Genomic DNA, 24,990 nt, shown 5'->3' on the forward strand with positions numbered 1-24,990 from the left:
GGCGGCGGGCCATAATGGCGCCATGGACACCCCCCTGCTCCAGCGCATCCGCGACGCCGTCATCGGTGACGACCAGGTGATGTGGGGGCCCTACGGGGCGCGCAGGGTGACCTACGCCGACTACACAGCGTCAGGACGGGCGCTCGACTTCATCGAGCGGTTCATCCGTGACGAGGTGCTGCCGCGGTACGCCAACACCCACACCGAGTCCTCCGGCACCGGACTGCAGACGACCCGCCTGCGCGAGGACGCCCGCCAGATCGTCAACGACGCCGTGGGCGGCGACGCGGAGACGGTCGTCATCTTCACCGGGTCCGGCTCGACGGCCGCGATCGACAAGATGGTGCACATCCTGGGCCTGCGGGTGCCCGCCGAGCTCGACGACCGCTACGACCTGTCGGCGCACATCCCGCCCGCCGATCGCCCGGTGGTGTTCATCGGCCCGTTCGAGCATCACTCCAACGAGTTGCCGTGGCGGGAGTCCATCGCGGACGTCGTCGTCATCCCGGAGGATCACAACGGTCACATCGACCTGTCGCGCCTGCGGGCGGAGCTCGCGCGGCACGCCGACCGGCCGCTGAAGATCGGGTCGTTCTCCGCGGCCTCCAACGTCACCGGGATCGTGAGCGACACGCACGCGATCTCGGCGCTCCTGCACGAGCACGGCGCGCTGTCCTTCTGGGACTTCGCCGCCGCCGCGCCGTACGTCGACGTGGCCATGTACGGTCCGGGCCCCGGCCAGTACAAGGACGCGGTCTTCATCTCGCCGCACAAGTTCGCCGGCGGCCCCGGCACGCCGGGTGTCCTCGTCGTGCGCCGCGAGGTGCTGCGCAACCGCGTGCCCACCGTGCCCGGCGGCGGCACCGTCGACTACGTCAACCCGACCGACCACCACTACATCGCCGACGCCGCGCACCGCGAGGAGGGCGGCACACCGGCCATCGTCGAGTCCATCCGGGCCGGTCTCGTCTTCCAGCTCAAGCAGGCCGTCGGCACCGACGCCATCCGCGACCTCGAAGAAGGCTTCCTGCGCGAGGCGATCACCTCGTGGAAGACCAACCCCAACATCGAGATCCTCGGCAACCTGGACGCGTCGCGGCTGTCGATCGTGTCGTTCGTGGTGAAGCGCCCCGGCGGCCGCTACCTGCACCACAACTTCGTGGTGTCGCTGCTCAACGACCTGTTCGGCATCCAGTCCCGCGGCGGCTGCTCGTGCGCCGGCCCCTACGGCCACCGCCTCCTCGGCATCGACATCGAACGCTCGCAACGCTTCGAGCAGGAGATCATCGCCGGCTGTGAAGGCATCAAACCCGGCTGGGTGCGGGTCAGCTTCAACTACTTCATCTCCGGCACCGTCCTGCGCTACATCATCGACGCCGTGCACTTCGTGGCCACGAACGGGTGGGCGCTGCTGCCGCAGTACCGCTTCGACCCGTACACCGGCCTCTGGAAGCACAAGGACGGCCTGGTCGAACCCCCGCTGCGCCTCTCGGAGCTGCACTACGACGCCGACGGCGAGCTACGGTGGCCGTCCAGGCACGAACGCGCCCCGGAGTCGGCGCTCGCCGCGTACCTGGCCGAGGCCGCCACCATCGTGGCCGCGCTCGTACAGGACGACCAGCCCGACGGCGTGGTCTCCGCCAACTTCGAGGCGCTGCGCTGGTTCGACCTGCCCGCGGTATCCCTGACGGCGTCCTCACTGGGGCCTGCACCGGCGCCTTCACCGGCGCCTTCGTCCGGGCCTTCGCTTTCGGCATAACGGGGCATGGATGCGCGCCGGGCGGTGTTGCGCCCGGCATGGACCCTGAAACCGACGCGCTCGACGCGTACAGCCGGGTCGTCTCGGGCGTGGCGGCGACCCTCCTGCCGAGCGTGGCCAGCCTGACCGTGCGCAGCGCCCGCGGCGAGGGCGCCGGCTCCGCCGTCGTCTACACCCCTGACGGCTTCGTCCTCACCAGCGCCCACGTCGTGGCGGGCGCCGCCGGCGGCCTCGCCGAGTTCACCAACGGGGTGAGCAGCCGCTTCGACGTGGTCGGCGCCGACCCGCTCGCCGACCTGGCCGTCCTGCGCCTGCACGACACCGGCGTCCCGCCGGCCCCCCTCGGCAACGCCGACGACCTGCGCATCGGCCAGCTCGTCGTCGCCGTCGGCAACCCGCTCGGCCTGGCCGGCTCCGTCACCGCCGGCGTGGTCAGCGCCCTGGGCCGCTCCCTGCCCGTCCGCGACGGCCGCCACGTCCGCCTCATCGACGACGTCATCCAGACCGACGCCGCCCTCAACCCCGGCAACTCCGGCGGCGCCCTCGCCGACTCCACCGGCAAGGTCGTCGGCATCAACACCGCCGTCGCCGGCATCGGCCTCGGCCTCGCCGTGCCCGTCAACAGCACGACCCGCCTGATCATGTCCGAGCTCATGTCCACCGGAAAGGTCCGCCGCGCCTGGCTGGGCGTGGCCGGCACCCCCGTGACCCTCCCCCAGCCCCTCGCCACCCGGGTCGGCCAGCACAAGGGCCTCCGCCTGGTCGAGGTCGTCCCGGGCAGCCCGGCCGGCCAGTCCGGCCTCTACGTCGGCGACATCATCCTCACCGCCGCCGGCCGCCCCATCCTCTCCGTCCAGGACGTCCAGCGCCTCATGCTCGGCCCCGCCATCGGCCAGCGCCTCCAGATCACCGCCCTGCGCAAGTCCGCCCTGGTAGACGTCGTAGCCATCCCAGAACCCCTGACCTGACCCCGGACAACCCCCGGCATCCAGCCGCTCCCGAGAACAGATTGCTGTTCACCAGCGACGGCGGCGCGCCACAACATAAGTGCCTCAACGGCGGGGAAGAACCGTTCGGAGGTGCGGAGGTCACCCCAGACACGGCACCCACGGTGACCACGCCACCCATGCGCGCGGCCGAAGGTTGCGCGGAACCATCGGCCCAGCGCACGACGCCGCCCCCACACGGGCCGGACAACCGGAAGCGCCCCAGCACGAAGCCGCACCGAGCCTACGAGACGGCGGTGAAACAAAAGGCGCCCGCATGATCCCGAACGATTCCGGTGGCCGGAGCTACCAGAACCGCTCGGGATCGAAGGCGCGCGACGGTCCGGCTATGACAGGTGCGCGAGGAGGTCCTGCCTGGTGATGACGCCCGCGGGTTTGCCGTCGATGAGGACCACCGCGGCGTCGGCCTTCTCCAGCAGCGCCACGGCTTCGCTCACGGGCTGGCCGCCACCGATCATGGGCAGGGGGTCGCCCATGTGGCGTTCGACGATGTCGTGGAGGTGGGCCTGGCCGGTGAAGAGGGCGTCGAGCAGGTCGCGTTCGGCGATCGAGCCGGCCACCTCGCCGGTCACCACCGGGGGCTCGGCCTTCAGCACGGGGAGCTGGGAGACGCCGTACTCACGCATGTAGTCGATCGCGTCGCGGACGGTCTCGTTGGGGTGCACGTGGACCATCTGCGGCATGCGGCCGTCCTTGCCGACCAGGACATCGGCGACGGTGGGGAGCTCGGCGGCGGTGCGCAGGAAGCCGTAGCGGGCCATCCAGTCGTCGTTGAAGATCTTGCTGAGGTAGCCGCGGCCGCCGTCGGGGAGCAGGACGACCACGACGTCGTCGGGGCCGGCCTCGCGGGCGACCTTGAGCGCGGCGGCGACGGCCATGCCGCAGGAGCCGCCGACGAGCAGGCCTTCCTCGCGGGCCAGGCGGCGGGTCAGGTCGAAGGAGTCCTTGTCGGAGACCTCGACGATCTCGTCGCAGACCTCACGGTCGTACGTGGTGGGCCAGAAGTCCTCGCCGACGCCCTCGACCAGGTACGGCCGGCCGGTGCCACCGGAGTAGACGGAGCCTTCGGGGTCGGCGCCGACGATGCGGACGCTGCCGCCGGAGGCTTCCTTGAGGTAGCGGCCCACGCCGGAGATGGTGCCGCCGGTGCCGACGCCGGCCACGAAGTGGGTGACCTTGCCCGCCGTCTGCTCCCAGATCTCGGGTCCGGTGGTCTCGTAGTGGGAGCGGGGGTTGGCCGGGTTGGCGTACTGGTCGGGCTTCCACGCGCCGGGGATGTCGCGGGCCAGCCGGTCGGAGACGTTGTAGTAGGACCGCGGGTCCTCGGGGGCGACAGCGGTCGGGCAGACGACGACCTCGGCACCGTAGGCCCGGAGCACGTTCTGCTTGTCCTCGCTGACCTTGTCAGGGCAGACGAAGACGCACTTGTAGCCACGCAGCTGCGCGACGAGCGCGAGGCCGACCCCGGTGTTGCCGCTGGTCGGCTCGACGATCGTGCCTCCGGGCTTGAGCAGGCCGGCCTTCTCGGCGTCCTCGACCATGCGCAGCGCGATGCGGTCCTTCACGCTGCCGCCGGGATTGAGGTATTCGACCTTGGCCAGGACGGTGGCGGAGATCCCGTCCGTCACGTTGCGGAGACGGACGAGGGGCGTGTCGCCCACCAATTCGACGACGTTGTCGTAATAGCGCACCCGGCCAGCGTATAGCGCCCGCCGGAGCTACTTGACGACGTGCCCTGGAATCACGTTGTCGCGCTGCTTCTCCCACTCGAGGAAGCGCTCCAGCTCGTCGAGCAGGGCACCGGCGAAGTAGGTCGCCATCGCCAGGTCGTCGACGACGCCGAGGACCAGTAGGAACAGCTCCGGCACGGCGTCGATCGGGGAGATGATGTAGACGGCCGAGGCGGCCAGCAGCGCCAGCCGGGTGCCGCCGTCGTATTCGCCCTTGACCGTCGCTTTCACCATCCGCGGGAGGGCGCTGAGGCGCTTGCCGAGCCCGGGCGTGCCGGGCTTGAAGACCCTCAGCAGAGCCGTCCATGCCATCCGCCGTCGCAGCGCGCTGTCCGCCATGATCGCCGCCCTCTCTCGTCTGGCTATGAATGTAACGGTGTCTGTCACGAAGGGCTCGCGGTAGAAATGACGCATGCCGCGCGAAGGTTTGCTCGACTGCTACCGGCGGGCAACCGGAGGAGACCACCCCGGCTGGGACGATGATCCGGACCGGCGGGGTGCCGGTCCAGGTGGAGCTGACCCGCGGCCCGATCGGTCGGGATGAGGACGATCGGGATCTTTACCGAGAGAGGCGGATACTTGCGGAGTGGGGGTTAGCCTCGCCGAAGCGCAGCAGAGGGCGCTGAAAGACGGTGGGAGGCGGGAAAGGGCGATGGGCGGGTTGAAGCTTCGGTCGCAGCAGGTGCGGCGGATCGCCACGGCGGCGGCGGTCGGCGGCGGCGGTATCGCGGGTGCGAGCGCGCTGTTCTACGGGGTGGTCATCGGGCAGGCCCTGCTGGCCCGTCGCGTGATCCCCCAGGTCGTGAGCCCTCCCCCGCGCGCCGACGGCACCTATGGGGCGCACCTGCCCGGCGAGCCGATCCGCCTGGTCGTGCTCGGTGACTCCTCCGCCGCCGGTTATGGCGCCGAGCTGCCCAGCGAGACGTTCGCCGCGGCGGTCGCGGCCGGCCTGTCCCAGCAGCAGGAGCGTCCGGTGTGGATGCGCTGCCTCGCCGTCGTCGGCTGCGAGTCGCGTGGGCTGGTGCCACAGGTGGACGTGGCGCTTCGACACCGTCCCGACGTCGCGGTGATCTGCATCGGCGGCAATGACGTCACGCACCGGGTGAGTGTGCCGCTGGCGGTGCGGCACCTGGTCGACGCGGTGCGCCGGCTGCGGGCCGAGGGCATCCAGGTCGTCGTCGGCACCTGCCCCGACCTGGGCACGATCCGCCCGATCCAGCCGCCGCTGCGCTGGCTGGCCCGGCACTGGAGCCGGCAGATGGCGACGGCGCAGACGATCGCGGTGGTCGAGGCCGGCGGGCGGACCGTGTCGCTGGGCGACCTGCTCGGCGAGCTGTTCTACACCGAGCCGGACCGCATGTTCAGCTTCGACCGCTTCCACCCCTCCGGTGCCGGCTATCTGGCGGCCGCGCAGGCGGTGCTGCCGACGGTGATCGCGTCGCTGACCGAGCCCGAGGTGGCGGCGCCGCTGACCGTGGCGCTGAAGGCCGGCGAGGGTGTGCGGTCCCTGCCGCGGGCCGCCGCTGAGGCCGCCCAGCGTCCCGGCACCGAGGTCAGCGCCGCGCAGGTGGCCGGCAGCGAGCGCGGCCCGGCGGGCCGCTGGGCACAGCTGCGGCACCGCGTGTGGCATCGTCTGCCGCAGCAGGCGGCGCGGGAGCCCGACCGCACCGAGGACCGCTACCCTCAGGAGTCGACATGATCACGATCAAGCGGCTGGCGCGGATGGCCACGGTCACCGTGATCGCCGGCACGGTCGGCGGCGCCGCGGTCCTCGCGGCGCAGGCGATGGCAGCGCGGGCCCGTTCGTATGCCAAGCCCGACATGCGCCTGGCGATGCGGTCGTCGGTCGGCGCGGTGGGCAAGCCGCCGATGCGCCTGGTGCTGCTCGGCGACGCCACGGCGCTCGGGGTGGGCGTCGACCGGGTCGCCGACACCGTCGGCGGCCAGCTGGCGGCGCTGCTCGCGGAGGGCACGGCGGGCCGGCGGGTGGAGCTGTCCAGCGTCGCCGTCGCCGGGTCCCGCTCTTCCGACCTCGCGACGCAGGTGGCGCGGGCCCTGGTGGGTCCGGCTCCGGACGTCGCGGTCATCCTCGTGGGCACCAACGACGTGACGCACCTCGGTCGCGGCTCGGACGCCGCGGAGTATCTCGGGTCCGCCTGCCGGCGCCTGCGCGACGCCGGCATTCCCGTGGTCGTCGGCACCTGCCCGGACTTCGGGGCGCTGCGGGCGTTCGCGCCGCCGCTGCGGCAGCTGCTCGGCTGGCGCAGCCGGGGCGTGGCGAAGCAGCAGGCCACGGCCGCCGGGGCGGCCGGCGCGGTGGTCGTCGACCTGGGCGCGCGCACCGGCGCGGTGTTCCGGGCCGACGCGGGCACCCTGTGCCACGACGGCTTCCACCCGTCCGCCGACGGCTACCGGGTGTGGGCGCACGCCCTGCTGCCCGCGGTCGAGGAGGCGGCCTCCGTCCGGGGATACCTGCACTGAACGTGCACTGAATCTGCAGATTTCTCACAGGCGCTCGCCCGCCTCATTACCCTGCAGTAGCGTCGGTGGTATGCCGGAAGCTGTCATCGTCGCCACCGCCCGGTCCCCGATCGGCCGTGCCGCCAAGGGATCACTGCGCGACCTCCGCCCCGACGACCTCGCCGCGACCATCGTCCGCGCCGCGCTCGCCAAGGTCCCCGAGCTCGACCCGCGGGACATCGAAGACCTGTATCTCGGCTGCGGCCTGCCCGGCGGCGAGCAGGGCTTCAACATGGCCCGCGTGGTCGGCACCCTGCTCGGGTTCGACCACCTGCCGGGCGCCACCACCACCCGCTACTGCGCCTCCTCGCTGCAGACGACCCGGATGGCGTTCCACGCGATCAAGGCCGGCGAGGGCGACGTGTTCATCTCCGCCGGTGTCGAGTGCGTGTCACGCTTCGCCCGCGGCAACTCCGACGGCCTGCCGGCCGACGCGCAGGCCGCCGTCGGCGGCCCGTGGCAGAACCCGGCCTTCGCCGACGCGTACGCGCGCACCACCAAGCGTGCCGAGGGCGGCGGCGAGCCGTGGCACGACCCGCGCGAGGACGGCGCGCTGCCCGACATCTACGTCGCGATGGGCCAGACCGCCGAGAACCTCGCCGAGCTGGAGGGCGTCACCCGGGCCGACATGGACGAGTTCGGCGTCCGCTCGCAGAACCTCGCCGAGGAAGCGATCAAGAACGGCTTCTGGGCCCGCGAGATCACGCCGGTGACCACCCCCGACGGCACGGTCGTCTCCGCCGACGACGGCCCCCGCGCTGGGGTGACCCTGGAGGCGGTGGCCGGCCTGAAGCCCGTGTTCCGCCCCGACGGCAAGATCACCGCCGGCAACTGCTGCCCGCTCAACGACGGCGCCGCCGCGGTCGTCATCATGAGCGACGTCAAGGCCCGCGAGCTGGGCATCACGCCCCTCGCCCGGATCCTGTCGACCGGCGTCACCGCCATGTCGCCGGAGATCATGGGCATCGGCCCGGTCGAGGCGTCCCGCAGCGCGCTCAAGCGGGCCGGCATGAGCATCGCCGACGTCGACCTGGTCGAGATCAACGAGGCGTTCGCCGCGCAGGTCATCCCGTCGTACCGCCAGCTCGGCATCCCGGTCGAGAAGCTCAACGTCAACGGCGGAGCGATCGCGGTCGGCCACCCGTTCGGCATGACCGGCGCCCGGATCACCGGCACGCTGATCAACTCGCTGAACTGGCACGACAAGTCGATCGGCCTGGAGACCATGTGCGTCGGCGGCGGCCAGGGCATGGCCATGGTCATCGAGCGCCTGTCCTGAACCGCCATGATCCGGTAGACCCTGTGCACTCATGGGTGCACAAGGGTTACCGGATCATGAACGTCAGAGCTGCCCGCGCACGGCCTGGATCTTCTCGATCGCCTCGCCGGCCAGGATCGGGCCGCCGAAGCGGGCCAGGTCCGCCGCCACCACCTTCAGCTGGTCCGGCAGGGCGAGGTCGTTGTCGAGCCGGGGCACCGGCCGGCGCGGCCGGTGCTCCGCGTCGGCGGAGCGGTCCGCGAGCCACTGGACCAGGTCGTGGATCAGGTCGGCGCGCGGGACCCCGGACGCACCGGACGCCGCCCACCGGGGCGGCGTCCAGTGTCCGACCTGCCCGACCAGCCGGTCCACCGTCTCGGTGAGCGGGTCGGCGGGCTTCATCAGCGGCGCAGGTAGCTGAGCATGCGCAGGATCTCCCAGTACAGGAAGATCAGGCCGACGAGGATGCCGAAGGCGCAGTACCACGCGAACTTGTCCGGCAGCCCGTGCCGCACGCCCTGCTCGACGGCGTCGAAGTCGAGGACGAAGGTCAGCGCCCCGACGACGATGATCACGAGGCTGAACACGATCGGGAGCCAGCCGACGCTGCCGTCGGTGCTGTACTCCCGCAGGCCCAGGTTGATGCCGAACAGGTAGAACAGGTAGTTGGCCAGGCTCAGCACGACGACGCCGACGAGGGCGCCGATGACCATCTTCGTGAAGCGCGGCGTGGCCCGCAGGACCTGCAGCTTGTAGAGCAGCGCCATGATGCCGAAGATGCCGAACGTGCCGATGACGGCCTGGATGACGATGCCGCTGAAGGCGTGCTCATACCAGCGGCTGACCACGCCGAGCAGGATGCCCTGCAGGGCGGCATACGGCAGGATGAGCGCCGGGCTGGTGATCTGCCGGAACGAGATGACCAGGCCCAGGACCAGGCCCGCGATCAGCGACCCGAAGACCGCGATGGGCAGGATGGCGCTGGTGTCCGGGATGAGCGCCCACGCAGCGGCACCGAAGATGCCGGTGACCGCGAGCAGGGCGACGGTGCGCACGACGACGTCGTCGATCGTCATCGCCCGGGTGGCGGCCGGGGGCTGCGGCACCCCATAGCCGGACTGGGGATAGCCGTAGCCGGGCGGCGCGCCGAAGGTGGGCGGCGACGGTTGCTGTCGCGCCGCCTGACCAAGGCGGTTGAGCACCGGGTTCGAACTCTGCACGATCAGCCTCCAGGGGCGTCGCATTCATGTGTACGACCAGCGTACCGCGTGTGCCCCCGGCGAGTGGATCTCGGAATTCCGGGGGCACACGCAGTGCTACACGCCGAACGACTCGCAGCGACCGCCCGCGTTGGTGTTGTTGCCGCGACCGGCGGCCGCGGTGTCGGATCCGGCGCCGCAGTCGACGGCGTCGTTGCCGCTGCCGGTGCCGATCACGTCGTCGCCGGCGCCGGTGCTGACGGTGTTGTTGCCGTTGCCCGCGTCGACGCGGTCGTCGCCGGCGCCGGTGGTGACGCTGTCGTTGCCGGACCCGGTGACGACGACGTTGGTGCCGTCGCCGGCGCGGATGACGTTGTTGCCGCCGCCGGCCTCGATCCGGTCGTCGCCGCCGAGGGTGGTGATGACGTCGTTGCCGGGGCCGGTCACGACGCAGTCGGCGCCGCCACCGCCGGTGACGGTGTCGTTGCCGCCGCGGCCGAGGATGAGGTCGGCGCCGGCGGTGCCCGTGAGACGGTCGTTGCCGGTGGTGCCGACGATGACGTTGTCGACGGCCGGGCAGGTCAGGCCCGCCGCCGCGACGGTGACGGCGCCGGTGTGCCGGATGCCGGCCATCGTGGCGGTGAAGGCGAGGGTGCCGCCGGCCGGGACGCTGAACGTGACCGGCGCGGACCGGACGGTCACCGCGACGGTCGCCGCCTCGCCGGACAGGGTGGCCACGCCGACCACACCGGTCAGCTCGTAGGCGCCCTCACCGAGGCGGATCGCCGCGTCGCTGCCGGTCAGCTGGACGACGGCGGGCGTCGTACCGGCGCCGACGTCGAACCGGACGGACCCCGCGGATCCGGCGGACACCGTGACGTCGCGGTCCCCCCGGTCGAGACGGCCGGCGACACCACCGAGCGCGAACGTGCCGTTCAGCGGGTCGGCGGGCGCCGGGTCGACGGCGTCGAGGATGCCGTCGTCGTCGGCGTCCAGGTCGACGCAGGTGATCGTGCCGGCGCGCAGGGCGTGCCCGTCGGTGCCGCTGTCGTCGGACCACACGACCGGCTTGCCGCCGGCGACGCACGCCGACTGCGGCGTGATCGCGAAGCCCTCGTTGTTGAGGTTCGGCATACCGGCGGGCCGCTCGTAGAGGCCGTCGACGGCGAACGCGCCGGCGGTCACCCCGAGCGTGGCGACCCGGCCGTTGCAGGTGTCGTCGCAGACCGCCCACAGGTGCCCGGTCTCCGGCTCGAACTCCAGGTCCATCACCGACGGGAAGCCGCTGGCGAACGTCGCGATCCGTGTGTAGGCGCCGCCGGGCGCGAGCGCGTAGGCGTAGACGCTGCCGTTGGCCTCCAGGCCGACGAGGAAGAGGCCGTCGCCGTGGCTCGGGTACGCGGCCGGGTCGTACGCGGCGCCGGTCCGCTGGTCGGTGAACCCGCGGGCGGTGAGGTACGCGTCCGGCACCCAGGTGATCGCCTCGAGACCGCTGTTGGGCGCGACGGCCGGCAGGTCGGCGGTGAGGTTCCACTCGGCGTTCGCGGTGCCGCTGACGCCGTCGTACCGCTCGATCGTGGGCTTGCTCACGCCGCTCGCGGCGTTGTTCCGCTCGGTCGACACGTAGAGGCCGTCCGGCCGCCAGACGACGCCCTCGGCGTCGACGTCACCGGTGCCGTCCGCGTAGTGCAGGACCGTGGTCGTCGCCGGCGTCCACGCCGTGCCGTCCCAGGTCAGGCGGTACAGCGTGCCGGGGCCGTTCTTGACCGCCCACAGCACCGAGGCGTCCTGGAACGCCAGTCCGCTCATGTTGCCGCCGAACTCGCCGGACCGGTCGGCGGTGCTGACGGCGGCGCCGCCCGGCCATGCCGCGGCGGGCGTCTGCCCCGCGCACGCGTTGGCCGCGCCGCGCGTCGAGGCCGTCGTGGCGGCGAACTCGCCGGTGCCGTCCGGGCAGCGGCCGTAGGTGATCGCCGCGTGCGCCGTCCAGGTGTACGAGTCGACCAGCGTCACCCCGTCGGCGGCGAAGAGCCGGGCCGAGTCGGCGGCGCCGAGCCCGAACACCGGGTCGACGTCCAGCGCCACGTACGCGCCGGGGGCGAGGACCGTGCCGGCGGCGATGGTGAACACGTGCGTGTCGTCGTTGTCCTTGACCAGCCACCCGGACACGTCCACGGCGACGGGGGCGGTGTTGAGCAGCTCGACCCAGTCGCCCGGGGTGCCGCCGTTGGACTCGACCTCGTTGATCCGCACCTTGGACGCGGGGGTGGCGCAGTCGTTGGCCGCGCCGCGGGTCGACGACGCGGACGTCCCGAAGGCACCGACGCCGTCCGGGCAGCGGCCGTCGGTCGTCGCCGCGTGCGCCGTCCACGTGTACGAGTCGACCAGCGTCACCCCGTCGGCGGCGAAGAGCCGGGCCGAGTCGGCGGCGCCGAGCCCGAACACCGGGTCCACGTCGACCACCAGATAGCCGCCCGGCGCGATGCTCGTACCGGCGGCGATGGTGAACACGTGCGTGTCGTCGTTGTCCTTGACCAGCCACCCGGACACGTCCACCGCGGCCGGGGCGGTGTTCACCAGCTCGACCCAGTCGCCGGGCGTGCCGCCGTTGGACTCAACCTCGTTGATATGGATGGCGGGCACGTCCGCCGCGGTCGCCGAGGTGGTCGCGACGGCGATTCCGGCTAAAGCGGGCAGGAATGCAAGAATCACTCGGAATGGGGTGCGCAATGTGGCCGGTCCTTCGCGGGAAAGGTGTTTCCCGCGAGCCTCGACCACGAGGACGACCAGCATGTGAACGCACGGCGAAGCAAAAGTGCCCGGGGCGGGGTTCGAACCCGCACGCCTCGCGGCAGCCGCTTTTAAGGCGGCCGTGTCTGCCGTTCCACCACCCGGGCGTTGAAACGCGTCTCACGGTAGTCCGTCCGACGAACCCTCAACACCGACAAGGGGACCGCCGTTACTGTCATCCGGGTGAGCAGCCCCCCACTGACCGACGAGGTTGAAATGGCGCCTCCGGAGACCTTGACAAATGAAGGTCAACCGATGCAGGGGCGGAGGCGCTGGCTGATCGACGCCGGCGTGGGGCTGCTCTTCGTGCTCGCCGCCGCGCTGCTGGCGCACCGCCTGTGGCCTTCGCCGGCCGGGCGGGTGCTCGCCCTCAACCCCAGTGACCAGGCCCTCGACGAGTGGTTCCTCGCCTATGCCACCCGAGCCTACCGCGGCGACCTCACCCTCGTGACCGGCATGCTCAACGCGCCCGAAGGGGTCAACCTCCTCGCGAACGCCTCGCTCATCGGCATGGGGGTGCTGCTCGCACCGGTCACCCTGGCGTTCGGGGCGCCGGTCACGTTCGCCGTGCTGGTCGCCGGCAACCTCGCCGCGACGGGGATCGGCTGGTACCTGCTGTTCGCCCGCACGCTGGCGATGCACCGGGCCGGCGCGGTGATCGGCGCCGCGTTCGCCGCGTTCGCTCCCGGCATGGTGTCGCAGTCCAACGCGCACCTGCACATGACGGCCGCCTGGCTGGTGCCGCCGATCGTCTGGTGTGTCGTGCGCCTCGCCCACCAGACGGACGTGACGTGGCGCACCGTGCGGACCGGGCTGCTGCTCGGCGCCCTGGTCACCGCGCAGTTCTTCGTCGGCGAGGAGGTGCTCTTCCTCGCCGCGGTGACCCTCGCGATCTTCACGCTCGTGTTCGTCGTCGCGGCCCGGCCGCGGCTGCGGCTGGTGGCGCCGCCGTTCATCCTCGGCCTGGGCATCGGCGCCGGGCTCGCCGCGGCGCTGCTGGCCTACCCGCTGTGGCTGCAGTTCAACGGGCCGCAGAGCGCCAAGGGCGGGGTCTTCCAGCCGGGCTTCTTCTCCGCCGACCTGTTCAGCTTCACCGCCATCTCACCGCTGTCCCTGGCCGGCGACGACAGCGCCGCGCGCCTGGTCAGCGGGCCCGCGGAGTACACCACCTTCTTCGGCGCGCCGGTGCTGCTCGTCGCGCTCGGGGCGACCGTCTGGATGTGGCGGCGGCCGGCGGTCGTCGCGTCGGCCGTGACCGCGGTCGTGCTGTGCCTCTTCGCGCTGGGGCCGTGGATCGTCGTGGACGACGAGACCACCGAGCAGCGGGGGCCGTTCGCGCTGCTGTCGGGGCTTCCGGTGATCGAGTCGGCGCTGCCGACGCGGTTCGCCCTGGCCGCGATCCCGCTGCTCGCCGTGATCCTGGCGCGGGTCGTCCACGCGGCGATCACGCAGACGGAGACGCTGCGGATGCTCGTGCCGGTCGCGGTGGTCGCGGCCCTCGTGCCCCTCGCCCCGGCGCCGCTGCCGGTGACCGACCGGGCGCCCGTGCCGCGGTTCTTCACCGAGGGGTACTGGCGGATGTACGCGCCCGAGGACGGCGTCGTGGTGCCCGTGCCGCTGCCCGACCCCCGCGAGCCGGACGCGATGCGGTGGGCGGCGGCGACCGACGTGCGGATCGCCACACCGCAGGGCTGGTTCATCGGGCCGTACGGCAAGAACGGCGCGGCAGCGGTCGGCGTCTACCCACGGCCGACGTCGCAGCTGCTGACGCGGGTCGCGAAGTCCGGCGCCGCCGCGCCCGTCACCGACCAGGACCGCTCGGCGGTGACCCGGGACATCGCCTACTGGAAGGCGGCGTCCTTCGTGCTGGACGAGCGGCACCCGCACGCCGGGGCGCTCAAGCAGACCATGGACGGGCTGCTCGGCCCCGGCGAACGGGTGTCGGACGTCTGGGTCTGGCGCGCGCCTTAAGGCGTGTTTGGTCAGTGGATGCCGGGCTGCGGCGGGCCCAGACGCCGCCTGGAACCACGCCGGTCACACCCGGATACAACACCGGTATCCAGGCGCGCCCGGCGCGGCCCCAGCCGACGCCTGGACCTCGCCTCGCTCCGACCCCACTGACCAAACACGCCTTAGGCCGCTTTCCTGCCCTCGGACTTCGCCGGGTGCAGCGGGATCGGCGGGGCCACCGTCAGGAACGGCTCACGCGGGTCGTGCAGCGATCCCAGCGCGACGACCTCACGGCGCAGCACCAGCTGCAGCGTCCAGTCGACCAGCACCCGGATCTTGCGGTTGAGCGTGGGGATCCTGCTCAGGTGGTACGACCGGTGCATGAACCACGCGGGAAGGCCACGGACCTTCACCCCGTAGACGTGCGCCACGCCCTTGTAGAGGCCGAGACCGGCGACCGACCCGACATGCTTGTGCTTGTAGTCGACCGGCGCGCGGCCACGCACGACGGCGGCGATGTTGTCGGCGAGCTTCGAGGCCTGGCGGACCGCGTGCTGCGCGCTCGGCGAGCACAGCGCCCCCGGCACCTTCGACGTGAGGTCCGGCACTGCGGCGCAGTCACCGGCGCTCCACGCCCCCTCGACGACCTTGCCGCCGGCGTCGACGACCTGCAGCGTGGGCACGCAGGTGATCGCGCCGCGCTGGGTCCGCGGCAGGTCCGTGTCCTCCAGCATCGGGTGCGGCTTGACCCCCGCCGTCCACACGATCGTGTCGGCGGGGAACTCGTCGCCGTCGGACAGCTTCACGATCCCGTCGACGCACGACTCGAGCCGCGTGCCGAGCCGGATGTCGATCGCCCGGCGGGTCAGCTGCACCACCGTGTAGGCGCCCATCTCCGGCCCGACCTCGGGCAGGATGCGCTGCGCCGCCTCGACGAGCACGAACCGCACGTCGTCCTGCGGGATCTCCGGGTAGTAGCGCAGCGCGCCCCGGACCATGTCCTCCATCTCGGCGAGCGCCTCGATCCCGGCGTACCCACCGCCGACGAACACGAAGGTCAGCGCCCGCTTACGGGTCGCCGGGTCGCTCGTGGTCGCCGCCACGTCGAGCCGGTCCAGCACGCTGTTGCGCAGGAAGATGGCCTCACCGATGGTCTTGAAGCCGACCGCGTGCTCGCGCAACCCGGGGATCGGCAACGTCCTGGACACCGAACCCGGCGCCACGACGATGTGGTCGTACGGCACTTCGCGCGCCGGCCCGACGATCGGCTGGACGATCGCCACCTTGCGGGCGTGCTCGATCCGGGTGACCTCACCGGAGAGCACATGGCAGCGCTTGAGCTCGCGCCGCAGCGGCACGACCGTGTGCCGCGGGGAGATGTTGCCGGCCGCCGACTCCGGCAGGAACGGCTGATACGTCATGTGCGGCTGAGGGTCGACAACAGTCACCTCGGCCTCGTGCCGGTGCAGCTTCTTGGACAAGCGCAGAGCGGCGTAGAGCCCGACGTGTCCGGCACCGACGATCAGGATTCGCTTAGCAGCCACACCAACAACGCTAGCCGCGAACACCCCTCATCTTCAGTCAGGCCACAGACATGTAACGACCGTTACGCAGGCTGTAACCGCAGTCACTGTAAATCCCCCACCGCTGCCGCGGCGGGGCCCGGCGGGGATTCTCACCCGCAGAGCGAGCGGCGCGTGCACGCCGCATCCCGGTGGTCGCCTGCCGTCTGGGACCGCCTACAGGCTGCCTTTATCGATCATCGCGATGTGCCCGCCCGCCGTCTCGAACCGCGACACCTGCCGGCAAGGAATCAGACACCAAATGCATTCACCGCCGCGCCGCAAGACCGTGAAAGACCTCCCCCACATCTCCGGTATTTCAATGCCATTGCCGCTGGGCAGCCATGACGTGCAGCGTGCCACCTGCCGCCGCAAACCCCCTGTGTCGAGCAGGCCGAGCAGGTCGACGATCTCCGCGGTCGGGACGTATCCGCGGTGACCGTTAAGGCCGGCCAGGACGGCGGGCGACCACAGGATGCGGCGCGCACGCGCCGCTCCCCCCTGCCTCGCGCCTCGGCGCGGGCAGTGCGTCGCGGAGCGGCGCATTGGGGTGCGGGTGAGAATCCCCGCCGGGCCCCGCCGCGACAGCGGTGGGGGGAATTACGGCGCTTTGCGGGTGATCAGCCAGGCGAGAGCGGCGGCGGTCAGGACGCCGAGAAGGGAGGCGGCCAGGAAGACGGGGCCGATGACCGCTTTGACGACGGCCAGCAGCAGGACGCTGACGAGGGCGCTGGCGCTGACGATGGCGACCGCGCGCAGGAGCCAGGCGAAGATGACGCCCGGGGAGACGATGGCGTCGTACGGCAGGGCGGCGGCCAGGGCGGCCAGCGAGTGCATCAGGTAGAGCACCGTGGCCAGGGCGATCAGGCGCGGGACGGTGACGACCTCGCCGTAGCTGTAGGTGCCCAGCAGCCAGCCGAACGCGCACAGCAGGATCGCCAGGCCGACCAGCCGGGTACGGGGAAAGACCGCGGGCAGCGCGGACAGCAGCGCGAGGGGCAGCAGCGCGGCGGGGCGCAGGATGACCTCGGCGGGGAAGGAGATGAAGGCCGCGACGAGCGTGAGCAGGAACACGGCGAAGCGGACCAGCAGCGGCCCGGCGGCGGCGCGTTCGAGCATGTCCTTGACCCGGCCCAGGCGGGTGAGCAGGGCGTCCTGCAGCTCTTCGATCATTTGGTGACCGTCCGGGACAGGGCGACGCGGGCGACGCCGCGCAGGACCTCGTCGAGGCTGCCGGCGCCGCCCCAGGGGACGACGGGGACGCCGTGCTCGCGGAGCTGGCCGATGACGCTGTCGCGTTCGAGGAGCCAGAGGCGGTGGGCGACTGGGCCCCACGGGCCGGTGCCGCGCAGCGCGGCGGCGGGCTCGGTGAGGGTGTCGACGGCGACGACGAAGCGGCCGGCGCGGGCGAGGTTGGCGAGCATCGACGCGGAGCGCGGGTCCAGCAGCGGGGTGAGGACCATGACGAGCGCGTTGTGCTGGACCATGTGCGGGCCGAAGACGGACGGCGGCGGCTCGTCGGCGACCTGGGCGGGGCTGATGTCGAGCAGCCATTCGAGCGTCGTCATGTAGTGCCGGCGGCCGCTGGCGGGGCGCAGCTGGCGGATCTGGCCGCCGTACTGCAGCAGCGCCACCCGGTCGCCGCGGCGCAGGTAGTGCTCGGCGATGCCGGCGGCGGCGCGGACCGTGGTGTCCAGGACGGAGGCGCGGCCGTCGATGCCGCCGGAGCGGCCCGCCTCGTGCAGCGCGTCGAGCAGGACGACGACCTCGGCGTCGCGGTCTGAGAGGGTGCTGACGACGTGCAGCTCACGGGTGCGCAGGGAGACGCGCCAGTCGATGCGCCGCAGCCGGTCGCCGGAGCCGAAGCGGCGCACCCCGGCCAGCTCGCCGCCTTCGCCCGGGCGGCGGGAGCGGTGGCCGCCGACGTGCCCGGCGGCGCGCGGCATGGCCTCGGCGGCGTCGAAGTGCTCGATCGCCGGATACGCCTTGATCGGCAGCGCCGGCGCCTGTACGGGGCGGCTGATGAGCAGACCGTCGGCGGCGAATCCGTGCGCGTCGACGGGGCCGAGCGGGTGCCGTCCCCAGCGCATGACCCTGCCGTGCAGGTCGACAGAGGCGATCGTGCCCGGGTCGACGTTCACGGCGTACGGCCGGTCGCTGTGCTCCAGGCGGACCCAGCGGGGCACGGTGAGGCGCACCACGACGAGGTCGAAGCCGCCCGGGTTGGGGTTGCCGACGCCGACGCTGACGTCGAGCTCGGCGCCCTCGACCACGAAGGGCTCGCCGGCGGTGACCTCCAGGGTCGGCGCGCGGCCGGGCCGGCGCAGCAGCGACAGGGCGGTGCCGAGGGCGAACGGCGTGGCGAGCACGACCAGGTCGAACCGGCCGATGAGGACGGCGACGAAGACGAGCACGCCGGCGACGAGGACGGCCCGGCCGAGGGCGCGGGTCGGTTCGAAGGCGCGCGCGTGCGACCGCGCGCCGCCTCCGCGGGGTGCCGCCGCGCGGGGCTCGGCGGCACGTGGTGCTGCCGCGCGGCGCCCGGCGGCGCGCGGTGAGGGACGACTCTCAGCCACGCCTTCCGCCGTAGGTGGGCAGCGCGCCGCTGGCCGGGGCCGGGGTCTGCGCGAGCACCTCGCCCACGACGGCCCTGGGGTCGATGCGCTTGAGCCACATCTCGGGCAGGAGCGTGATGCGGTGCGCGAGGGCCGGCACGGCGACGGCCTTGACGTCCTCGGGGATGACGTAGTCGCGGCCGCTGAGCGCGGCGGCGGCCCGGGCGAGCAGCAGCAGCGCGAGCGAGCCGCGGGGCGAGGCGCCGACGAGGACCTGCGGGTGGGAGCGGGTCGCGGCGGCGAGGGAGACGATGTACCGCCCGATCGAGTCCTCGACGCTGACGTCCTCCAGGGCGCCCTGCATGGCGAGGAGGGTCTCGGAGTCCACGACGGGCTCGATGACCGCCTCCTCCTGGCGGCGGCTCATCCTGCGGCGCAGGACCTCCCACTCCTCGTCGGCCTCCGGGTACCCGAACGAGACCCGGAGCAGGAAGCGGTCGAGCTGGGCCTCGGGCAGCGGGTAGGTGCCCTCGTACTCGATCGGGTTGGCGGTGGCGAGGACGTGGAACGGCGGGTCGAGCCGGTAGGTGGCGCCCTCGACCGAGACCTGCCGCTCCTGCATCGCCTCCAGCAGCGCCGACTGCGTCTTCGGCGGGGTGCGGTTGATCTCGTCGGCGAGCAGCAGGTTGGTGAAGACCGGCCCGGCGCGGAACGTGAACTCGTGCGAGCGCTGGTCGTAGAGGAACGACCCGGTCACGTCGGCGGGCAGCAGGTCGGGGGTGAACTGCAGGCGGCGGAAGCCGATGCCGAGCGCCTGCGCGAACGACCGCGCGGTCAGCGTCTTGGCCAGGCCCGGCAGGTCCTCCAGCAGCACGTGCCCGCCGGCGAGGATCCCGGCCAGGACCAGCTCCAGGGAGTCGCGCTTGCCGACGACCACCGTGCCGACCTGGTCGAGGACCACCTTGGCGATCCGGCCAACCTCGGCCGGTGCGAGCGTCTTCATAGCTCCTCCACCTTCGCGACGATCGATGCTACGTCCCCTGGGCTCGGCACGCGCGACGGCGGCTGGTGCAGCAGCGTCCACAGCTCCTCCCCCAGCAGTGCCCGGGCCTGTCTCGGCGAGCCGGCCAGGGTGATGCCGTGCCGCTGGCGCAGCCTGGTGTCGACCAGGTCGGCGATGCGGGGCACGACGAGGGCGCCGAAGCGCTTCGCGTCGCGCTCGCCCCAGACCAGGCGGTCCTCCCACCGGCCGACGGCGAGGCGCAGGCCGTCCAGGACCGGGACGCCGTCGAGGACCTCGCCGGTGCGCCGCGTCCTGGCCAGGGCCCTCTTCTTCGCCAGGGTCGGCGGCCGGACCGGGGTGAGGCCCCGGCCGGTGACGGTGGCCGGCAGCTCGTCGGCGTGGACCTGCCGCAGCGCCTCCTGGATGATGCCGGTCGCCAGGATGCCGAGGAAGACCAGCGGGTACGAGACGGTCAGGCCCACCACGTACAGCAGCCCCCACCCGACCGTGGTGAGCGCGAACGCGATGAAGAGCCGGCGGATCCACCACCGGGTGTCGTACGGCCGGGACGGCCGCCGCACGGGACGGGGATCCGCGGCGACGGCGGTGCGTCCGGCGTCGAAGAGCTCCTCGAGGCTGACCATCTCGTCGGGGTTACGCGCCACTGACGGCACCTCCACGCAGCGCGAGCTCGGTGCGCAACTGCCGCAGCGCCTCGATCGCGCCCTGGCGGGAGCGTTCGTCGACGGGATGGGTGGCGTACCGGGCCTCGCGGTAGACGAAGGCGAGCCCTTCGAGCGTCGGCCGGGTGACCTGGTGCCCGGCGAGGAGGCGGGTGACCAGGTCGGTGGGGCTGTCGCCGGTCTCCCGCGGGGTGCCGGCGGCCGCGGCGGCCCGCTCCAGGCGCACCCAGCAGGCGATGACGGCGCGCCGTGGATCGGTGTCGGTGTCCGACAGCTCGACGATGCCGGCGTCGACCGCGGCGAGCACCTCGGCGCCGCCGTCGCCTGCCATCGGCGTCGGCTGCTTGGGCTCGACGAAGAGCCGGGCCTTGCGCTTGGGGCCGGAGTTGCGCAGCAGCGACCAGGCGAGCCAGCCGACGAGGACCACGACGACCAGCAGGCACAGGATGCCGGCGGTGTACGCCACCCAGTCCGGCAGCGTGAACGCGGAGCTCTCCGGTGCGCCGGACCCGATCACCTCGGCGGTCGGCAGGACCTCCGACGTCGGGGACGCCTGCGGCGGCGTGGCGGCGAGGTCCGGCACCGGCACCTTGCTGATCTCCGGGGAGGAGGTGGCCGCGGCCGCGGCGGCGATCCCGAGGACGGCGACGACGGCGAGCACCGGCAACCAGCGGTTGAAGGTGCGGTCCATGACATCCCGTCGGTCAGTGTCATCCGATCCCGGCGAGTGCCTTCGCACGGGTGAAAATCTCGTCCAGCATTCCTGGCGTGAGCCTGCCGGTAAAGGTGTTCTGCTGGCTCACGTGGTAACAACCGAGCAACGCGGGGGTGCCGCCGGCCTGCCAAGGGGTGTCGCCGACGCTCCACAGGGCGCCGTGGCCGAACGGTACCTTCCGTGCCGGTGCTACACCGTAGACGGCGCGCAGGGCGGGCCAGAACGCGGCCCACGCGAATGCCCCGAGCGCGATGACGACCCGCAGCTCAGGGCGGATCAGGGCGAGCTCGCGGTGCAGGTAGGGCGCGCAGGTGTCGCGCTCCAGGGGCGTCGGCTTGTTGTCCGGCGGCGCGCACCGCACCGCGGCGAAGATGCGAGTGCCGGTCAGGGTGAGGCCGTCGTCGCGGCTGACGCTGGTCGGCTGGTTGGCGAGACCGGCCCGGTGCATGGCGGCGAACAGCACGTCACCGGACCGGTCGCCGGTGAAGATGCGACCGGTCCGGTTCCCCCCGTGTGCGGCTGGCGCCAGGCCGAGGATGGCCAGCCGCGCGTCGTGGGCGCCGAAGCCGGGGACGGGACGGCCCCAGTACTCCTCGTCGCGGAAGGCGGCGCGTTTCGTCGCCGCGACCTCCTCGCGCCAGGCGACCAGCCGGGGGCACCGCCGGCAGTCGCAGATCTCGGCGTCGAGGCGGTCAAGGGCGTCCGTCACGCCCCCAAAACTAACTGGACGGGCTCGGCGACACCGACACGGACGTGGACACGGATGCGGACGGGGACGGGCTGGGCGAGGCCGGCACCGGCGTGGAAGGGCCGGGTGCCGACGGCACGGTCTCCGAGGGCTCCGCGGTCTCGCCGGGGCGGCCGGTGCGCAGGCACAGCGGGTAGCTGGCCGGCTTCTCCTCGGGGCCGGTCACGCACCGCCAGTAGTCGCCGACCTGGATCGGGTTGCCGTTCTGGTCGTACAGCGTGATGCGGTCCAGCTGGCGGCCCTGCTCATCGACGGGGAAGACGTTGGTCACCCCGTCGAACGGGCTGCCGCCGGTCGGGTAGTAGCCCTGCGGCTCGCCCCCGCGCAGGATGCTCGGCGCGCTGAAGATGACGAACAGGGCACCGACGACGGCGACCGCGGTGCCCGCGAACCCGATCCAGCGCGGCACCCGGGGCACGCCCGTGGCGCCCATGCGGATCGAGACGACGATCGCGACGGCGACGATCAGCCATCCGAGCGGGTCGTCGAAGCGCTCGGTGGGCAGGATGTCGACGGCGAAGATCAGCATCACGACCGCCACCGCGCGGGCGACCCACCACGCCGGGCGCAGCAGCCGCAGGAACTGGGTGGCCCGCGGGTAGCCGATGAGCCTCCCGGCGCGCTGGTCGAGCTCCGGCAGCGCCGCGACGAGCCGCTCGTAGTAGACGACGATCGGCACCCGGTCGGCGTCCTTGCCCGGAACGGCCTCGAGACCGGCGGCGGCGCGCAGCTCGGCGGCGTAGGTGGCCGGCGGGCCGAGCCGGTCGACGAGCGGGCCGCCCTGCTCCGCGAGCACCTCGGCGAAGTGCGCCGGCAGGTCCTCCAGGAGCTCGTCGCGGGCCTCCTGGGGAAGGTCGGCGAGGGCCGCGGCCACCCGCTCGTAGTAGTAGTCGATCTCGATGGTGCCCGGCGAGGTCACGACGTCTCCCCGATCAGCTGGTCCATGGTCGTGGCGAAGCCCCGCCACACCTTCCCGGAGGCGCTGAGCTGGGTCCGGCCGGCGGCGTTCAGCGCGTAGTACTTGCGGTGCGGCCCCGACTCGCTGGGGACCACGTAGGTGGTGAGCATCCCGGCCTGGAAGAGCCGGCGCAGGGTGCCATACACGGAGGCGTCGCCGACCTCGTCGAGCCCGGCGGACCGCAGCCGGCGCAGGATGTCGTAGCCGTATCCGTCCTCGTCCCGCAGGACCGCGAGCACGGCCAGGTCGAGGACCCCTTTGAGCAGCTGGGTGGTGTCCACGTGAAGCAGAGTAGTACGCAATGCACAGTACTATCAAGTAAAGAATGGGCGGCCCGCGTGTCGCGGACCGCCCTTCCTGCGCCTGGGAGCGCGCTACTTCGCGGGGGCGAGGCAGAGCGCCTGGCCGTCCGCGGGGTCGGTGCCCTGCCAGAGCACGGACTCAGCACCCTTGTCGATGTAGTCGTCGCAGACGGTCGTGCCGGTCTTGAGCGCATCAGCCCGGGCGACGCCGTCCTTGATGCCGATGACCTTGTACTTCGCCTTGCCGTCGGTGCACTTGACGATGTTGAGGTCGACCTCTTTGGTGTTCGTGCCGGTGATCTCGTCACCCGCGAGGCAGTCGCCGACCTTGGCGTTGGTCGAGCTGTCCTTGGTCGCATACCAGATCACGGCGCCGCACCCGACGCACAGCACGGCCAGGACCGCGACGATGATCAGGATCACCTTGCCGGCCTTGCCCCGGCGGGGCGGGGGCGGCGGGGCACCGAAAGGAGCACCGGGAGCACCGAAGGGCGGCTGGTCGCCGTACTGCGGAGGGCCACCGAACGGCGGCTGCTCACCGTACTGCGGGGCGCCACCGTACTGCGGCTGCTGCCCGTACTGCGGCTGTTGCCCGTACTGCGGCGGCTGCTGCCCATATGGGTCACCGCCACCGGGGGGCGGCGGATAGCCGCCGGGTGGCGGGTACTGGTCTGACATGTGGATCCTTTCGGGGATATGCCGCAAAGATCACCCTATCGTGCCGTTCAGGCCCGGAGGAGAGGGCTCACGATAACCGCAGACGGGTGATGCTCACAGTCAAGTGCGCGCTCGTATTACGGTGTGCGCCGTGACCGATCTGTTGAAACGTCTCGCCTCGGCGCCCGGCGTCTACCGGGGGCGCGGCGACGGACTGGAGTCGGGGCCGTTCGTCGCCCGCATCAAGGTGACCTCGGTCGTGCGCGGAAACGCGATAACGCTCGATTACGAGGCGGTCAGCGACAGCAAGGGCCTGCAACACGTTGAGCACACCATCCTCACGGCGAGTGAGGCCGGACGGCTCGAACTGCACGTCACCTGCCTGGAACTGCCCGGTGTGACCCGTTTTGTGGAGCACGACGCCGGCGTGTTCAGCGCATACGAGGGACCCATGCCCGCGAAGATCATCATGACGATGCCGGCGGAGGGCGTGCTCACCTACGGCTGGTGGTGGTCCCGCGACGACGCCGAGCCGCGCGAGCAGTCCCGTGCCGAGGTGCGCCGCACCGGCTGACCGCCGCTGATCGGGGCCCGGTCAGGACTGACGTATACACGACATCGCGACACCGTCCAGGATGTCCGACTCGGAGGCGACGACCGCCTCGGCGCCGGACCGCTCCAGGATGATGCGCAGGATCAGCGCCCCGGCGCCGATCACGTCGGCGCGCCCCGGGTGCATGACCGCGTTGGCGAGCCGCTCCTGCGGCGTGGCCGCCAGCAGGTCCGCGGTCACCTTCGCCACGTCGGCGGTGGAGACCCGGGCCCGGTGGATATGCTCCGGCACGTATTCGGTCAGGCCCAGCGCCAAGGCGGTCACCGTGGTCACCGACCCGGCCAGCCCGACGAACGTGCGGGCCCGCCCGGCGTCGACCGCCGCCAGCGCCCGGTCGACGGCCCCGATGATGTCCTTCTCGGCGGCCGCGATCTGCGCCGGCGTCGGCGGGTGGTCGTGCAGGTGCCGCTCGGTGAGCCGGACGCAGCCGATGTCGACGCTGATCGCGGCGTCCACGCCGTCCCCGTCACCGTCGGCGACACCGACCACGAACTCGGTCGAGCCGCCGCCGATGTCGAAGACCAGGAACGGCGGCTCCGCCCGCAGTCCCCGCACCGCCCCGGCGAACGTGAGTCGGGCCTCCTCGTCGCCGCTGACCACCTCCGGGGCGAAGCCGAGAGTGGCGGTGACCATGTCGCGGAAGTCGTCGGCGTTGGACGCGTCGCGGCTCGCGCTGGTCGCCACCATGCGCGCGTGGTCCACGCCGGCGGCGGCGATCTCGGCGGCGTAGTGCACCAGGGCGACGCGGGTGCGCTCGATGGCCGCCTCGGCGAGCCGGCCGGTGCGGTCCACCCCCTCGCCGAGCCGCACGATGCGCATCTGCCGGGTGACGTCGACGAGCGACCCGTCCGGCCGCGCGTCGGCGATCAGCAGGCGCACGGAGTTGGTCCCACAGTCGATCGCCGCCACACGGGTCATGCGTCCTCGCTCCGCTCCGGGCGCCTGACCTGAGGCTGCCCCCCTGATGACCGGCTCCTCGCT

At 72.3% G+C, this 24,990-nt stretch carries 23 protein-coding genes and 1 tRNA gene; 7 read left to right on the forward strand and 17 right to left on the reverse strand.

What is annotated here, in order from left to right; all coding sequences use genetic code 11:
• Positions 1 to 22: 22 nt before the first annotated feature.
• Complete coding sequence (locus tag ACZ6TV_RS11855) at positions 23 to 1,759, forward strand: aminotransferase class V-fold PLP-dependent enzyme (RefSeq protein ID WP_465297139.1); 1,737 nt, start codon at positions 23 to 25, stop codon at positions 1,757 to 1,759.
• A gap of 38 nt (positions 1,760 to 1,797) precedes the next feature.
• Positions 1,798 to 2,727, forward strand: coding sequence for a S1C family serine protease (locus ACZ6TV_RS11860; RefSeq protein WP_465297140.1), 930 nt, complete (start codon positions 1,798 to 1,800; stop codon positions 2,725 to 2,727).
• A 365-nt stretch (positions 2,728 to 3,092) separates the two neighbouring features.
• Here the strand turns inward: ACZ6TV_RS11860 and ACZ6TV_RS11865 are convergent, their stop codons facing one another.
• Both ACZ6TV_RS11865 and ACZ6TV_RS11870 read right to left on the reverse strand, forming a co-directional pair.
• On the reverse strand, positions 3,093 to 4,457 hold the full coding sequence (locus ACZ6TV_RS11865) for a cystathionine beta-synthase (protein ID WP_465297141.1): 1,365 nt from the start codon (positions 4,455 to 4,457) through the stop codon (positions 3,093 to 3,095).
• A gap of 27 nt (positions 4,458 to 4,484) precedes the next feature.
• A complete protein-coding gene (locus ACZ6TV_RS11870) occupies positions 4,485 to 4,835 on the reverse strand; it encodes a YkvA family protein (protein WP_465297142.1) in 351 nt (116 codons plus the stop codon).
• Between the two features lie 322 nt (positions 4,836 to 5,157).
• On the opposite strand from ACZ6TV_RS11870, the gene ACZ6TV_RS11875 reads away from it, so the two are divergent.
• The 3 genes from ACZ6TV_RS11875 to ACZ6TV_RS11885 all read left to right on the forward strand — a co-directional run bounded on the left by ACZ6TV_RS11875 (position 5,158) and on the right by ACZ6TV_RS11885 (position 8,295).
• Positions 5,158 to 6,195, forward strand: coding sequence for an SGNH/GDSL hydrolase family protein (locus ACZ6TV_RS11875; RefSeq protein WP_465297143.1), 1,038 nt, complete (start codon positions 5,158 to 5,160; stop codon positions 6,193 to 6,195).
• Positions 6,192 to 6,977 (forward strand): SGNH/GDSL hydrolase family protein, encoded by a 786-nt coding sequence (locus ACZ6TV_RS11880; protein ID WP_465297144.1) that lies wholly within the window; start codon positions 6,192 to 6,194, stop codon positions 6,975 to 6,977. Before ACZ6TV_RS11875 ends, ACZ6TV_RS11880 begins: the two co-directional genes overlap by 4 nt.
• 70 nt (positions 6,978 to 7,047) lie before the next feature.
• On the forward strand, positions 7,048 to 8,295 hold the full coding sequence (locus tag ACZ6TV_RS11885) for an acetyl-CoA C-acetyltransferase (protein ID WP_465297145.1): 1,248 nt from the start codon (positions 7,048 to 7,050) through the stop codon (positions 8,293 to 8,295).
• A 63-nt stretch (positions 8,296 to 8,358) separates the two neighbouring features.
• Here ACZ6TV_RS11885 and ACZ6TV_RS11890 read toward each other — a convergent pair whose 3' ends face one another.
• From ACZ6TV_RS11890 to ACZ6TV_RS11905, 4 genes are all read right to left on the reverse strand, one after another.
• The gene (locus ACZ6TV_RS11890; protein WP_465297146.1) at positions 8,359 to 8,676 is read right to left on the reverse strand and encodes a hypothetical protein; all 318 of its coding nucleotides are present in this window, start codon (positions 8,674 to 8,676) and stop codon (positions 8,359 to 8,361) included.
• Positions 8,676 to 9,494, reverse strand: a complete 819-nt coding sequence (locus ACZ6TV_RS11895; protein WP_465297147.1) for a Bax inhibitor-1/YccA family protein — start codon at positions 9,492 to 9,494, stop codon at positions 8,676 to 8,678. Before ACZ6TV_RS11895 ends, ACZ6TV_RS11890 begins: the two co-directional genes overlap by 1 nt.
• A gap of 96 nt (positions 9,495 to 9,590) precedes the next feature.
• Positions 9,591 to 12,185, reverse strand: coding sequence for a lamin tail domain-containing protein (locus tag ACZ6TV_RS11900; protein ID WP_465297148.1), 2,595 nt, complete (start codon positions 12,183 to 12,185; stop codon positions 9,591 to 9,593).
• A gap of 104 nt (positions 12,186 to 12,289) precedes the next feature.
• A tRNA-Leu gene (locus ACZ6TV_RS11905) sits at positions 12,290 to 12,370 on the reverse strand.
• 148 nt (positions 12,371 to 12,518) lie between these two features.
• Here ACZ6TV_RS11905 and ACZ6TV_RS11910 point away from each other — a divergent pair.
• Positions 12,519 to 14,234, forward strand: coding sequence for a hypothetical protein (locus ACZ6TV_RS11910; RefSeq protein WP_465297149.1), 1,716 nt, complete (start codon positions 12,519 to 12,521; stop codon positions 14,232 to 14,234).
• Between the two features lie 161 nt (positions 14,235 to 14,395).
• On the opposite strand, the gene ACZ6TV_RS11915 is transcribed toward ACZ6TV_RS11910, so the two are convergent.
• The 10 genes from ACZ6TV_RS11915 to ACZ6TV_RS11960 form a co-directional block, all read right to left on the reverse strand.
• Positions 14,396 to 15,757, reverse strand: a complete 1,362-nt coding sequence (locus tag ACZ6TV_RS11915; RefSeq protein WP_465297150.1) for an NAD(P)/FAD-dependent oxidoreductase — start codon at positions 15,755 to 15,757, stop codon at positions 14,396 to 14,398.
• Positions 15,758 to 16,375: 618 nt separating this feature from the next.
• A complete protein-coding gene (locus ACZ6TV_RS11920; RefSeq protein ID WP_465297151.1) occupies positions 16,376 to 16,948 on the reverse strand; it encodes a hypothetical protein in 573 nt (190 codons plus the stop codon).
• Positions 16,945 to 18,351, reverse strand: coding sequence for a DUF58 domain-containing protein (locus ACZ6TV_RS11925; RefSeq protein WP_465297152.1), 1,407 nt, complete (start codon positions 18,349 to 18,351; stop codon positions 16,945 to 16,947). The genes ACZ6TV_RS11920 and ACZ6TV_RS11925 overlap by 4 nt, the downstream gene beginning before the upstream one ends.
• On the reverse strand, positions 18,344 to 19,333 hold the full coding sequence (locus tag ACZ6TV_RS11930; protein ID WP_465297153.1) for an AAA family ATPase: 990 nt from the start codon (positions 19,331 to 19,333) through the stop codon (positions 18,344 to 18,346). The genes ACZ6TV_RS11925 and ACZ6TV_RS11930 overlap by 8 nt, the downstream gene beginning before the upstream one ends.
• A complete protein-coding gene (locus ACZ6TV_RS11935) occupies positions 19,330 to 19,998 on the reverse strand; it encodes a hypothetical protein (RefSeq protein WP_465297154.1) in 669 nt (222 codons plus the stop codon). Before ACZ6TV_RS11935 ends, ACZ6TV_RS11930 begins: the two co-directional genes overlap by 4 nt.
• Positions 19,988 to 20,707 (reverse strand): DUF4129 domain-containing protein, encoded by a 720-nt coding sequence (locus tag ACZ6TV_RS11940; RefSeq protein ID WP_465297155.1) that lies wholly within the window; start codon positions 20,705 to 20,707, stop codon positions 19,988 to 19,990. Before ACZ6TV_RS11940 ends, ACZ6TV_RS11935 begins: the two co-directional genes overlap by 11 nt.
• Positions 20,708 to 20,726: 19 nt before the next feature.
• Positions 20,727 to 21,440: a uracil-DNA glycosylase gene (locus ACZ6TV_RS11945; RefSeq protein WP_465297156.1), complete on the reverse strand. Its 714-nt coding sequence runs from the start codon at positions 21,438 to 21,440 to the stop codon at positions 20,727 to 20,729.
• Between the two features lie 10 nt (positions 21,441 to 21,450).
• Positions 21,451 to 22,398, reverse strand: coding sequence for an HAAS signaling domain-containing protein (locus ACZ6TV_RS11950; protein ID WP_465297157.1), 948 nt, complete (start codon positions 22,396 to 22,398; stop codon positions 21,451 to 21,453).
• Positions 22,395 to 22,718: a PadR family transcriptional regulator gene (locus ACZ6TV_RS11955; RefSeq protein WP_354776443.1), complete on the reverse strand. Its 324-nt coding sequence runs from the start codon at positions 22,716 to 22,718 to the stop codon at positions 22,395 to 22,397. The genes ACZ6TV_RS11950 and ACZ6TV_RS11955 overlap by 4 nt, the downstream gene beginning before the upstream one ends.
• Positions 22,719 to 22,811: 93 nt before the next feature.
• Positions 22,812 to 23,417, reverse strand: a complete 606-nt coding sequence (locus tag ACZ6TV_RS11960; protein WP_465297158.1) for an LppU/SCO3897 family protein — start codon at positions 23,415 to 23,417, stop codon at positions 22,812 to 22,814.
• A gap of 130 nt (positions 23,418 to 23,547) precedes the next feature.
• On the opposite strand from ACZ6TV_RS11960, the gene ACZ6TV_RS11965 reads away from it, so the two are divergent.
• Positions 23,548 to 23,970 (forward strand): hypothetical protein, encoded by a 423-nt coding sequence (locus tag ACZ6TV_RS11965; protein WP_354776446.1) that lies wholly within the window; start codon positions 23,548 to 23,550, stop codon positions 23,968 to 23,970.
• Between the two features lie 21 nt (positions 23,971 to 23,991).
• On the opposite strand, the gene ACZ6TV_RS11970 is transcribed toward ACZ6TV_RS11965, so the two are convergent.
• Complete coding sequence (locus tag ACZ6TV_RS11970) at positions 23,992 to 24,918, reverse strand: Ppx/GppA phosphatase family protein (RefSeq protein ID WP_465297340.1); 927 nt, start codon at positions 24,916 to 24,918, stop codon at positions 23,992 to 23,994.
• Between the last annotated feature and the right edge of the window lie 72 nt (positions 24,919 to 24,990).

This window comes from Dactylosporangium sp. NPDC051087, from assembly GCF_055586325.1.